10 protein-coding genes are annotated in these 12,116 nt (G+C 54.2%); 4 read left to right on the forward strand and 6 right to left on the reverse strand.

Going from position 1 to position 12,116, the window contains the following annotated elements; genetic code table 11:
- Window positions 1-21 precede the first annotated feature (21 nt).
- The 6 genes from AB1N33_RS10940 to AB1N33_RS10965 all read right to left on the reverse strand — a co-directional run bounded on the left by AB1N33_RS10940 (window position 22) and on the right by AB1N33_RS10965 (window position 6,988).
- Window positions 22-927, reverse strand: coding sequence for a hydroxymethylglutaryl-CoA lyase (locus AB1N33_RS10940; protein WP_411271588.1), 906 nt, complete (start codon window positions 925-927; stop codon window positions 22-24).
- Complete coding sequence (locus AB1N33_RS10945) at window positions 920-2,920, reverse strand: acetyl-CoA carboxylase biotin carboxylase subunit (protein WP_411271589.1); 2,001 nt, start codon at window positions 2,918-2,920, stop codon at window positions 920-922. The genes AB1N33_RS10940 and AB1N33_RS10945 overlap by 8 nt, the downstream gene beginning before the upstream one ends.
- Window positions 2,913-3,713 (reverse strand): enoyl-CoA hydratase/isomerase family protein, encoded by an 801-nt coding sequence (locus AB1N33_RS10950; RefSeq protein ID WP_411271590.1) that lies wholly within the window; start codon window positions 3,711-3,713, stop codon window positions 2,913-2,915. Before AB1N33_RS10950 ends, AB1N33_RS10945 begins: the two co-directional genes overlap by 8 nt.
- Window positions 3,714-3,731: 18 nt before the next feature.
- A complete protein-coding gene (locus AB1N33_RS10955; protein WP_411271591.1) occupies window positions 3,732-5,339 on the reverse strand; it encodes a carboxyl transferase domain-containing protein in 1,608 nt (535 codons plus the stop codon).
- A gap of 75 nt (window positions 5,340-5,414) precedes the next feature.
- Entirely contained in the window at window positions 5,415-6,584 is a 1,170-nt protein-coding gene (locus AB1N33_RS10960) for an isovaleryl-CoA dehydrogenase (RefSeq protein ID WP_411271592.1), read from the reverse strand.
- Window positions 6,581-6,988: a MerR family transcriptional regulator gene (locus tag AB1N33_RS10965; RefSeq protein WP_411271593.1), complete on the reverse strand. Its 408-nt coding sequence runs from the start codon at window positions 6,986-6,988 to the stop codon at window positions 6,581-6,583. Before AB1N33_RS10965 ends, AB1N33_RS10960 begins: the two co-directional genes overlap by 4 nt.
- 272 nt (window positions 6,989-7,260) lie before the next feature.
- On the opposite strand from AB1N33_RS10965, the gene AB1N33_RS10970 reads away from it, so the two are divergent.
- The 4 genes from AB1N33_RS10970 (at window position 7,261) to AB1N33_RS10985 (ending at window position 12,043) form a co-directional block, all read left to right on the forward strand.
- Window positions 7,261-8,436, forward strand: a complete 1,176-nt coding sequence (locus AB1N33_RS10970) for a thiolase family protein (protein ID WP_411271594.1) — start codon at window positions 7,261-7,263, stop codon at window positions 8,434-8,436.
- 70 nt (window positions 8,437-8,506) lie between these two features.
- On the forward strand, window positions 8,507-9,319 hold the full coding sequence (locus AB1N33_RS10975; protein ID WP_411271595.1) for an alpha/beta hydrolase family protein: 813 nt from the start codon (window positions 8,507-8,509) through the stop codon (window positions 9,317-9,319).
- Window positions 9,320-9,338: 19 nt separating this feature from the next.
- Window positions 9,339-10,538, forward strand: a complete 1,200-nt coding sequence (gene kynU, locus AB1N33_RS10980) for a kynureninase (RefSeq protein ID WP_411271642.1) — start codon at window positions 9,339-9,341, stop codon at window positions 10,536-10,538.
- Between the two features lie 101 nt (window positions 10,539-10,639).
- Complete coding sequence (locus AB1N33_RS10985) at window positions 10,640-12,043, forward strand: diguanylate cyclase (protein WP_411271596.1); 1,404 nt, start codon at window positions 10,640-10,642, stop codon at window positions 12,041-12,043.
- Window positions 12,044-12,116 lie beyond the last annotated feature (73 nt).

Genomic DNA, 12,116 nt, shown 5'->3' on the forward strand with positions numbered 1-12,116 from the left:
GGTCAGGCTATCCGGCATAACTTACCTGGCGAGCAGCGCGTTCGCCACCTTGGAGACCGGGGCACGGTTCAGAACCGCGGAAATGGAACGGGTCGCGTCGAGTAATTTTGGCATGCTGATGCCGGTTTCTATACCCATGCCTTCCAGCATGTACAGTACATCTTCGGTTGCTACGTTGCCGCTTGCGCCTTTCGCGTAAGGGCAGCCACCAAGCCCGGCCACCGCAGCGTCAATGGTGCTGACGCCCATTTCCAGCGCCACCAGCAGGTTGGCCAGCGCCTGGCCATAGGTGTCATGAAAATGTGCGGCCAGCGCAGAGACCGGTACCTCGCGGATCACGGCATCCAGCATTTGTGCTGTTTTCACCGGTGTACCGGTGCCAATGGTGTCACCCAGTGAAATTTCGTAGCAGCCCATATCGAACAGGGTTTTCGACACATGCGCAACCGCCTCAGGTGAAATGTCACCTTCGTAGGGACAGCCGAGTACGCAGGACACATAACCGCGCACGCGCACGCCAGCGTCACGCGCCGCACGAATGACAGGCTCAAACCGCGCCAGACTCTCATCGATGCTGCAGTTGATGTTTTTCTGTGAAAACGACTCTGATGCCGCACCAAATACGGCGACTTCGTCAGCATTTGCCAGCATGGCGTTTTCAAAACCTTTGATGTTCGGGGTCAGGGCAGAGTAAATCACGCCCGACTGGCGCTGAATGCCCGCGAACACGTCGGCAGAATCGGCCATTTGCGGTACCCACTTCGGTGACACAAACGCACCGGTTTCGATGCGTTTGACACCCGCGTCAGCCAGCTTGTGCACCAGCGTGATTTTATCGCCGGTGGTGACTTGCTGTTTCTCATTCTGCAAGCCGTCACGCGGCCCCACATCCACGATACTGACCTGTTTCGGATAGCGATTAGTCATCGGCGTCGAACGCCAGCAGCGTGGCGCCTCCGTCTACCAGGTCGCCCGGTTGGAAGAAGAACTCACTCACCACGCCGTCAACCGGCGCCTTGATGTTGTGTTCCATCTTCATGGCTTCCATCACCAGCAGACTGGTGCCTTTGGTTACCTTATCGCCCGGCGATACCAGCAGTTCAACGATGGTACCGTTCATTGGCGCGGCAAAATCGGCATTGTCGGCGCCACTGTCCAGATCGCCGAAATCAGGCTGTACATGACGGAAATGACAGGCGCTGTCAGCGGCAAACAGCACAAACTGATCATGGTTAACTGCCATCTGGAAGGTCTGACGATGCCCGTCAATGGTCACGGTCAGTTTGTTACCGTCCAGAGAGCCATCAACTTTCCACTGATGATCGCCCTGACGCATCAGCCAGCCATGCTGACCCTGCCGCTCCAGCGGCTCTGCACTGACAGTAACGTTACCGTCGCCGGCATCCAGTTCGATGTGGCGAATATGCTTCATATTGGCGCGCCAGCCGTCGGCCAGATCCCACGGTGACGACACACCGTTATGGTGTGCAGCCGTGTCTTTTTGCTGATTCAGCATCACCGCCAGTGCTATGACAGGCAGGCGCTGTGCATTCACGCCTGCAGCCGGTGCGAACAGCATGTCAGCATGATTTTCAATAAACGTGGTGGTTAACTCGGCCTGACCAAACGGACGACTGGCCGCCACGTTATACAAAAATTCGATGTTCGTGGTGACACCATCAATGTGATACTGACGCAGGGCTTTAAGCAAACGATTCAGTGCGATATCGCGGTTTTCACCCCACACTACCAGTTTGGCAATCATCGGGTCGTAATACACCGACACCTCATCGCCTTCCACCACGCCGGTATCCACACGCACGTGACGACTTTCTTTTGGTGGTACCAGCAGACGCAGCTTACCGGTTGAGGGCAGGAAGTTATTGTCCGGATCTTCAGCGTAAATCCGGGCTTCAAACGCATGCCCCTGGATGCGCAGTTCGTCCTGCTGCTTAGGTAACGGCTTGCCGTCAGCCACATCCAGCTGCCAGTGCACCAGATCTTCACCGGTGATATATTCGGTTACCGGGTGCTCTACCTGCAGGCGGGTATTCATTTCCATAAAGTAGAATGAACCGTCTTCATCCAGCAGGAACTCGACCGTACCGGCACCCACATAGTCGATAGCCCGGGCGGCCTTGATTGCCGCTTCACCCATGGTGCGGCGCAGCGCGTCTGACATGCCCGGTGCAGGCGCTTCTTCAATCACCTTCTGGTGGCGACGCTGGACAGAGCAATCACGTTCGAACAGATAAACGCCATTACCGTGGGTGTCACAGAATACCTGAATTTCAACATGACGAGGGCGGGTGAGGTACTTTTCGACCAGCATTTTGTCATCACCAAAACTGGCCATCGCCTCACGCTTGGCGGCTGCCAGCGCTTCGGAAAACTCCTCGGCCTTCCATACCTGACGCATGCCTTTACCACCGCCACCGGCGGCCGCTTTTAGCAGCACCGGATAGCCCATTTCATCGGCGGTTTTCTTCAGAATAGCCTCAGACTGATCCTCACCGTGATAACCGGGAACCAGCGGCACACCGGCATCTTCCATAATTGCTTTGGCGGCGGATTTCGAACCCATGGCATCTATCGCGGAAGCAGGCGGGCCGACAAAGATAATGTTATTGTCGGCGCAGGCGCGGGCAAATGCGGCATTTTCTGACAAAAAGCCATAGCCAGGGTGTATCGCGTCAGCGCCGGTGCTTTTCGCGGCCTGGATAATCTTATCAATCACCAGATAGCTGTCTTTGGCGGCAGCGGCACCAATGTGTACCGACTCATCAGCCATGCTCACGTGCAGGGCGTTGGCGTCGGCATCCGAATACACAGCCACCGTTGCAATACCCAGCTGTTGGGCGGTTTTCATAACCCGGCAGGCAATCTCGCCGCGGTTAGCAATAAGCAGTTTTTTAATCATTTTTCGTCTCCTGCCAGTTGGGACGACGTTTTTCCAGGAATGCGTGCAGGCCTTCCTGTCCCTCTTCGGATACACGGATATCGGCAATCAGGTTGCTGGTACGCTCCAGCAGCGCGGCATCAACCGGCTTGCCGGCGACCTCCTGAACCAGGGCTTTCGCCCCTGCAACCGCCTGCGGACTGTTTTTCAGTATGTGCCCAAGGATATCGTTAATTGTGCTGTCCAGCTCTTCTTCATTAACCGCTTCACTCAACAGCCCGAGGCGACGCGCGCGGCGGGCCGAGAAAACTTCTGCGGTCTGGAAGTAACGGCGGCAAATGCGAGCACCCATTGCCTCAATGACATAAGGACTGATGGTGGCCGGGATAAGGCCGATCTTGACTTCACTCAGGCAGAATTTGCTGAGCTTGCTGCCAATTGCCATATCGCAGCAGGCAATAAGCCCGACCGCGCCACCGAACGCGGCACCCTGCACCCGAGCAATGGTCGGCTTGGGCAGCGTGTAGAGCGTGTGCAGCATGGTGGCCAGTCCCATAGCATCGGCGGCATTCTGCTCGCGGGTATAGCTGGCCATGCGTTTCATCCAGTTCAGGTCGGCACCGGCGCTGAAGCTCTTGCCCTCAGCCTGCAGCACCAGCGCGCGAACGCTGTCCTGGCGACCTGCCTGTTCAAAGTGCAGGGTCAGTGCACTGATCATTTCATCATCGAACGCATTGTGCTTGTCAGCGCGATTCAGCGTGACATAGGCGACGCCGCGTTCGTCGACATGGTAAGAAATAGGGGGATTAACCATAATTCGCTCCTGCAACACTTACATTCTGAAAATACCGAACTGGGTATCTTCAATAGGGCGGTTCAGTGCCGCTGAAAGGGACATGCCAAGTACACGGCGGGTATCGGCCGGATCAATCACGCCATCATCCCACAAGCGGGCAGACGCGTAGTAGGGGTGTCCCTGGTGCTCGTAGGTGTCGATAATCGGTTGTTTAAATGCGGCTTCTTCTTCCTCTGACCAGGTTTCACCGTTACGGGCTTTCTGATCACGTTTTACCTGAGCAAGCACGCCGGCGGCCTGTTCGCCACCCATTACTGAGATCCGGGCATTAGGCCACATAAACAGGAAACGCGGGTCGTAAGCACGGCCACACATGCCGTAGTTACCGGCACCAAAGCTGCCGCCGATTAGTACGGTCAGTTTGGGGACCTGGGCACAGGCAACGGCGGTCACCATTTTGGCACCGTGTTTCGCAATACCGCCGGTCTCATACTGCTTGCCGACCATGAAACCGGTGATATTCTGCAGGAAAATCAGCGGGATCTTGCGTTTCGCACACAGCTCAATGAAGTGCGCGCCTTTTAGCGCACTCTCGCCAAACAGAATACCGTTATTGGCGACAATACCGACCGGATAGCCGTAAAGGCGGGCGAAACCGGTGACCAGGGTGGTGCCGTAACGCGGTTTAAATTCGTCAAATTCAGAGCCGTCAACGATGCGCGCAATAATTTCCCGCACGTCAAACGTCTGACGGGTGTCTTTCGGGATAATGCCGTAGATTTCTTTGGCATCATAAAGCGGCTCTACCGGGGCACGGACATCCATCTCGATACGCTTGGTTCGGTTCAGACGGGATACCGCATCTTTGGCCAGCTTCAGTGCATGATGGTCGTTGTTGGCCAGTTGGTCGGCCACACCGGATACCCGGGTATGTACATCACCGCCACCCAGTTCCTCGGCGCTGACCACCTCACCGGTTGCGGCTTTTACCAGCGGCGGTCCACCCAAAAAGATGGTGCCCTGTTCTTTTACAATTATGCTTTCGTCGGCCATCGCCGGTACATAAGCGCCACCGGCTGTACAGGAGCCCATGACCACGGCGATTTGCGGAATGTTCTTGGCGGACATGTTGGCCTGATTGAAGAAGATACGGCCAAAGTGTTCCTTATCAGGGAATACATCGTCCTGACGGGGCAGGTTGGCACCACCCGAGTCCACCAGATAGATACAGGGCAGATGATTTTCTTCCGCAATTGTCTGTGCACGCAGGTGCTTTTTGACGGTAAGCGGATAATACGTACCGCCTTTCACGGTGGCATCATTCGCCACAATCATACACTCAATGCCAGCGACACGTCCAATGCCGGCGATCACGCCCGCTGCCGGCACATAGTCATCGTACACTTCCCAGGCGGCCAGCTGACCAATCTCCAGAAACGGAGAGCCATCATCGAGCAGCGCGTTGATGCGATCGCGGGGCAGCAGTTTTCCGCGCGACGTGTGACGCTCAGCCGCCTGTTCGCCGCCGCCCTGACAAATTTTTTCTATTTTTTCCAGCAGATCATCGACCTGTGCCTGCATGTGCTCTGCGTTGACGACAAAGGTTTCAGATTTGGTATTTACTGTGGATTGAAGAACGGGCATACACCCTCCTGTGTCCTTTAAAAAACCACCACCGACAACGGTCAGGTGGTGGTTTTGTCGTTAGGGTAAAAACAGTTATTTAGATTCGTTAAACAGTTCGCGACCAATCAGCATACGGCGGATTTCAGAGGTGCCTGCACCAATTTCATATAGCTTGGCATCGCGAAGCAGGCGGCCTGTCGGGTATTCGTTGATGTAGCCATTTCCACCCAGCAGCTGGATAGCGTCGAGCGCCATTTTGGTTGCCAGTTCTGCAGAATAGAGAATAGCACCCGCGGCATCTTTACGCGTGGTTTCGCCACGGTCACAGCTTTGTGCAACGGCATAAACGTAAGCCCGGGCCGCGTTCATTTGCGTATACATATCCGCAATTTTGCCCTGAATCAGCTGGAATTCGCCGATTGACTGACCGAACTGCTTACGGTCGTGGATGTACGGTACGACCACGTCCATACACGCCTGCATGATGCCCAGTGGACCGCCTGACAGTACCAGACGCTCGTAATCGAGGCCGCTCATCAGTACTTTTACACCGCCGCCTTCAACGCCGAGGATATTCTCTGCCGGGACTTCACAGTCTTCGAACACCAGTTCACAGGTGTTGGATGAGCGCATGCCCAGCTTATCCAGCTTTTGCGCGCGGCTGAAGCCAGGGAAATCGCGCTCAACGATAAAGGCGGTGATGCCTTTAGAGCCGCCCTGTGGATCGGTCTTCGCATAAATGACAAACGTGTGGGCATCGGGACCGTTGGTGATCCACATCTTGTTGCCGTTCAGAATGTATTTGTCACCGCGCTTCTCGGCTTTCAGTTTCATACTGACCACATCAGAGCCGGCATTCGGTTCACTCATTGCCAGTGCGCCAATGTGCTCACCACTCACCAGCTTCGGCAGGTATTTTTCACGCTGCGCGTCGTTACCGTTTTTGTAAATCTGATTGACACACAAATTAGAGTGCGCGCCATAGCTAAGACCAATACCGGCGCTGGCCCGGCTGATTTCTTCCATGGCTACGGTGTGGGCAAGATAACCCATATCTGAACCGCCATACTGTTCAGATACGGTGACACCCAGCAGGCCCATTTCGCCCAGCTTTGGCCACAGCGCATTAGGGAACTGGTTATCCTCATCAGCTTTTGCCGCCAGTGGGGCTACTTCATTTTGCGCGAACTGATAAACGTGGTCGCGCAGCATGTCGATGTCTTCGCCAAGACCAAAGTTCAGAGTAGGGTAGGGAGTGTTCATGCGATGTTTCCTCTTTTAATCTCTGCCAGCTCTTCCCGGCACCGTGCTTCCACTTCATCAAGCTCATTCATCAGCATCCGGATATCTTCCAGTTGCTGATTAAGCACGGCACGTTTTTGCTCGGTTAATTCCAGCATGGCTTCTAGTTGTACGGCTGAATTCGGATTTGTGTCATACATTTCAAACAGACTTTTCACTTCGGCAAGAGAAAAGCCAAGGCGCTTACCGCGCAGGATGAGTTTTAATCTGACTCGATCTTTAACGTCGTAGACCCGGTTCTGTCCGGTCCGTTTTGGGCTGAGCAGCCCCTGTTCCTCGTAAAAGCGAATAGAGCGCGGTGTGATGTCGAAATCACGGGCCAGTTCGCCGATGGTGTAAGTTATATTGTCAGCGTGTTCTGTCATACACATACCCCGGAGCGTACACTGTAACGCCTGTCCCGCACGTACAGCCCCGCATATTGTTGATGGCCGGACTGAATGTGGCAGCATTCCTTGACACTGAGTGTTCGGGTTTACGTTAACGTTAATTACAATTTACGTTAAGGTAAAGTAACATTTTGCTAACGTCAATTGTTCGGCCTGTTGCTGAACCGTACAACCAAAGTACTGTGTCTAAAAATCTGTACGCAGTGCACGATAAGCCAGCATTGTTTTAGGAAACAAAGGACAACATCATGAGTAACGAATCTGTCGTAATTGTCGCCGCCAAACGCACGCCAATGGGCGCTTTCAATGGTAGTCTGGCTGCGATGCCTGCCACTGAACTTGGCGCAATTGCCATTAAAGCCGCCTGTGAGAATGTCGACATCAGTAAGGTTGATGAAGTCATTATGGGCTGTGTCCTGCCAGCGGGGCTGGGTCAGTCACCGGCACGCCAGGCTTCATTAAAAGCCGGACTGCCGCTCAGTGCTGGTGTGACAACCATTAATAAAGTGTGTGGCTCTGGCTTAAAAGCTGTCATGCTGGCCCACGACCTGATTAAAGCAGGCAGTGCCTCGGTGGTGGTTGCCGGCGGAATGGAAAGCATGAGTAACGCACCGTACATGTTGCCTAAGGCGCGTTCTGGCTACCGTATGGGCCATGGTCAGGTGCTTGATCACATGATGCTGGACGGTCTCGAGAATGCCTATGATGGCAAGGCCATGGGCTGTTTTGCGCAGGAAACCGCGGACGAGGAAGGCATTACCCGTGATGACATGGACGAGTTTGCGCTTAGTTCACTGTCTAAAGCCAACGACGCCATTGCCAGTGGTAAGTTCAGCAATGAAATTGTGCCGGTAACCGTCTCTGGCCGCAAAGGCGATGTGGTGGTGGATACTGACGAAGGTCCGGGTACCGCACGTCCTGAAAAAATCCCGTCACTGCGTCCGGCGTTCAAGAAAGACGGTACCGTCACTGCTGCGAACTCAAGTTCTATTTCTGATGGTGCGGCGTCACTGGTCGTAATGTCAGAATCTGCGGCACGTGCCCAGGGCCTGACGCCGCTGGCGAAAGTGGTTGCTCATGCTACCAACTCTATTGCGCCGGAAGACTTCACAGTAGCGCCGGTTGGCGCGATGGAAAGCGTACTGGAGAAAGCCGGGTGGTCCAAAGACGACGTCGATCTGTTTGAAATAAACGAAGCGTTTGCCATGGTCACCATGCTGGCTATTCGTAAGATGGGGCTGGATGACAGCAAGGTTAACGTGAACGGCGGCGCCTGTGCACTGGGGCATCCCATTGGCGCGTCAGGAGCGCGTATTCTGGTTACCCTGTTGCATGCACTTAACAACACCGGCGGCAAAAAAGGGATTGCGTCACTGTGTATTGGTGGCGGTGAAGCGGTTGCTGTGGCCGTTGAAATGCTGTAATCGCACCTTTTCATTAAACGTATTTTTATTCACAATGGCACCATGATGGTGCCATTTTTGTGAGTAAATCATGACGAAACGCCTTGGTTATCTGTGCCTGCTGATGTGGTTAATCGTGCCGCAGGCCAGCGCAGCCACACTCAGCAATGTCAGCTACTCGTCGGTCACTGGCCTGCCTGTCACGCCAGCAACAACAGTTTTCAGCTACGGTGATGACCCACTGCAGGTTATCCGTTACTGGGCGCCAGCAGCGGCCGAGCAGACAGGTTCGGTGGTATTTATTCACGGAGGCTGCTGGCTCAGTGCGTATGATATTGCCCACAGTGAGGGGTTCCTGAGTGCGCTGGCCCAGCGCGGTTTTGCCGTATACGGGATTGAATACCGGCGGACAGGTAATGAGGGCGGTGGCTGGCCAGGCAGCCTGAATGATATTAAAACAGCGCTGCAGGTTCTGACCGGGCAGCACCTGGTGTCGTCCTCACCGTCATTTTTACTTGGTCATTCGGCTGGCGGCCACCTGGCCCTGCTGGCGGCACGCGAGTTCGATGCTGAGTTTACCCGTGTTATTGGTCTGGCAGCCATTACTGACATTAATGCCTACGCCAGAGGGAGTAACAGCTGTCAGACTGCCACACCACGATTTATGGGCGGCGAACCGGATGAGCGTCAGCACGCGTACCAACAAGCCAACCCCAGACAGTACACTATGCCTGACCAGGTTTTGCTTATGCAGGGCAGCAGTGATGGTATTGTGCCGGTTTCACAATCACAGTGGCCGGGGGTTGAGCGTGAACTGGTTGAGGACGCGGGGCACTTTGACTGGCTGCATCCGTCGTCACAGGCTTTTGCCCGTCTGATGAATCATCTTTTGCGTAAGGAGTAACCGTTTGCATCCTCTGGATATGACTGATCCGCTGCGCCACAAACGCAGCGCCTTTATTCTGCCTGAACACACCGTTTATCTGGACGGAAACTCACTGGGACCACTGCCGGTTGCCGCCCGCGAGCGCGCCCGCGACGTAGTGGAGCGACAATGGGGGCAGGATCTGATCAAAAGCTGGAATACTCATCAGTGGATTGACCTGCCGGCCAAAGTGGGAGATCGCATTGGCCAGCTGATTGGCGCAGCCGCAGGACAGGTTGTTTGTTGTGACTCGATTTCCGTGAATCTGTATAAAGTGCTCTCTGCAGCCCTCGCCATGCGACCTGAGCGGCGGGTAATCGCCACCACTAAAGATAATTTTCCAACCGATATCTATATGGCAGAAGGCCTGATAAAACAGCTTGGTAACCAGTACACGCTGCGCTTTATCGATGAGCAGGACCCGGCATCCGGGCTGGATGATGATGTTGCTGTGGTCATGCTAACCCAGGTCAACTTCCGCACTGGCTTTAAGCATGATATGGCGAGAGTGACCCGCGACGTGCAGCAGTGCGGTGCACTGATGTTATGGGATCTGGCTCACAGTGCCGGCGCGTTTGAAGTGGCGCTGGATGACTGTGAGGTCGACTTTGCGGTTGGCTGTACCTACAAATATCTGAATGGCGGCCCGGGCGCGCCGGCGTTTATCTATGTAGCTAAACGTCATCACGCTGACTATCAGCAGCCACTATCGGGCTGGATGGGCCATGCCACCCCGTTTCGGTTTGAGCCCGGCTATACACCGGCTGACGGGGTGATACAAAACCTGTCGGGTACGCCCGGGGTGATTGGGATGAGCGTGCTGGATGCAGCTTTAAGTGTGTTCGACGATGTATCCATGCAGGCGATACGTGAGAAATCGCTCGCGCTGATGGACTATTTTCTGTCGTGTCTGGACGATGCCCGCATCAGCGACACGTTTACGTTGCTGTCACCACCGTCCGCACAGCGGGGCAGCCAGATTGCCCTTCGCCACATCGACAGCTATGCGATTTGTCAGGCGTGGATAGCGCAGGGCGTGATTGCTGACTTCCGGGCACCGGACGTGCTGCGTGTGGGCTTCTCACCATTGTATCTGTCTTTTGAGGACATCAGGCTGGCGGTAGAGAAACTGGCGGTCATCATGCGTGAAAAAACCTATCTTCAGACGAGCTATCAGCAGCGGAATAAGGTAACGTAGCAATCGACAGGATTGTCAGTTGCATGCAGTCAGCGAATCAGGGTAGGCTGGAACTCTTAATTATTTGATTTTAAGACTATTTTTTAGTCAGTGAAACTATTATGACCGGATCGTTATTCCGCTACGTTTTTTCTATTGTCATGCTGACCTGGCTGTTGGCGGGCTCTCCGGCATATGCAATGACCGAAGTTACCTACTGTATCGATCCCAACTGGCCGCCGTATGAAGCATACCGAAATCGTGAACATGTCGGTATCTCCGCACAATATCTGAAAAAAATCGGTGAACAGGCCGATATCTCTTTTAAACTTGTACCAACAAGTAACTGGCAGGAGTCCCTGGAGTTTGTGCGTACCGGTCAGTGCATGATGGTGTCGATGGTGAACATTACTGCCACGCGTAATGCATTTCTCACTTTTTCTGATGCATATTTTCAGTCGCCCAATGTGATCGTGGCGAGAGCCGGCACGCCGATGCTACAGGGATATGAAGGGTTGGGCGACAGAACTGTCGGCATTATTCCGGGTTACCGGCATGCCGATTACCTGCACCGCTACTACCCGCAGGTTAAAACCGTGCCGTATGCCAGTGAAGTGGCTGCAATGCAGAGCGTGGCCGATGGTGATGTTGATGTGATGATTGGCTCACTGCTGAGTGTCAATTACCATATTCGCAATCAGGGGCTGTCTAATCTGTTGGTGGTGGGCTATGCCGAGCCGCATGACTCGCTGCGTTTCGGCGTTAACAAGGCCTATGCGGATGATTTGATCCCGCGCCTGAATGACAGTATTCGTAGTGTGCCTGAAGCCGAACGGGTAAAAATTTTCCGCCAGTGGAATACCATCAAAGTACGTGACCACCACGTTGTCTGGCCTTATCTCGTATTGGGTGCGGCCATTATTATGGCGCTCTTTTTTGTCGTCTGGCAGACCAGACTTCGTCGTCGTTATTCGCTGCAGATAAAAGAAAAAGACAACGAGATAGCGGCGCTCAAAACCTCGTTGCTGGAAAAGAACCGCACGCTGGAATTTCTGTCATCCCACGATCCCGTCACCGGATTGTATAACCGCAATCAGATGATTCAGCGTGCCGAAGAGGAAGTCTCGCGTTTTCAGCGGTTCCAGACCTCTGCCAGCCTGATTGTGATTGAACTCGAAAATGGACAGGCGCATACCAATGTCCGTGAATATGACGACCTGTTAAAAGTGGTGGCCAGCCTGTGTCTTACCACGGTCAGGGAAGTGGATGTTGTGTCCCGGTTTGGCGCGCAACAGTTTGTGATCATGTGTCCGCAGACCAATGTTGATGCGGCAAAGAAACTCAGTGATCGCCTGGTCGATGCGATTGATCAGTCCCCCGCCTGCAATAAGGAAGGTATGGCCGTGGTTGCTGCGGTGTCGAGTGTGAAAAGTGCCGAGGGCTTTATGGAATGGTATGACCGTACAGTAAAAGCACTGTACCAAACCCGCCGTCGCGCTGATGGGGCAACCTTTGTGGCAGACTGACAAGTCATTGTTTACCTTGTGATTATCCTTAACCAGAGCTGATAGCACGTCGCTTTATGTATCCTCTTGCGAG

This window comes from Alteromonas nitratireducens (genome assembly GCF_040812025.1).
In the GTDB taxonomy this organism is placed as follows: domain Bacteria; phylum Pseudomonadota; class Gammaproteobacteria; order Enterobacterales; family Alteromonadaceae; genus Alteromonas; species Alteromonas nitratireducens.

What these genes read in the sequence shown, in the direction of transcription:
- AB1N33_RS10940 (WP_411271588.1), bottom strand. Translation starts at nt 927, where the DNA reads ATGACTAATCGCTATCCGAAACAGGTCAGTATCGTGGATGTGGGGCCG.
- AB1N33_RS10945 (WP_411271589.1), bottom strand. Translation starts at nt 2,920, where the DNA reads ATGATTAAAAAACTGCTTATTGCTAACCGCGGCGAGATTGCCTGCCGG.
- AB1N33_RS10950 (WP_411271590.1), bottom strand. Translation starts at nt 3,713, where the DNA reads ATGGTTAATCCCCCTATTTCTTACCATGTCGACGAACGCGGCGTCGCC.
- AB1N33_RS10955 (WP_411271591.1), bottom strand. Translation starts at nt 5,339, where the DNA reads ATGCCCGTTCTTCAATCCACAGTAAATACCAAATCTGAAACCTTTGTC.
- AB1N33_RS10960 (WP_411271592.1), bottom strand. Translation starts at nt 6,584, where the DNA reads ATGAACACTCCCTACCCTACTCTGAACTTTGGTCTTGGCGAAGACATC.
- AB1N33_RS10965 (WP_411271593.1), bottom strand. Translation starts at nt 6,988, where the DNA reads ATGACAGAACACGCTGACAATATAACTTACACCATCGGCGAACTGGCC.
- AB1N33_RS10970 (WP_411271594.1), top strand. Translation starts at nt 7,261, where the DNA reads ATGAGTAACGAATCTGTCGTAATTGTCGCCGCCAAACGCACGCCAATG.
- AB1N33_RS10975 (WP_411271595.1), top strand. Translation starts at nt 8,507, where the DNA reads ATGACGAAACGCCTTGGTTATCTGTGCCTGCTGATGTGGTTAATCGTG.
- kynU (WP_411271642.1), top strand. Translation starts at nt 9,339, where the DNA reads ATGACTGATCCGCTGCGCCACAAACGCAGCGCCTTTATTCTGCCTGAA.
- AB1N33_RS10985 (WP_411271596.1), top strand. Translation starts at nt 10,640, where the DNA reads ATGACCGGATCGTTATTCCGCTACGTTTTTTCTATTGTCATGCTGACC.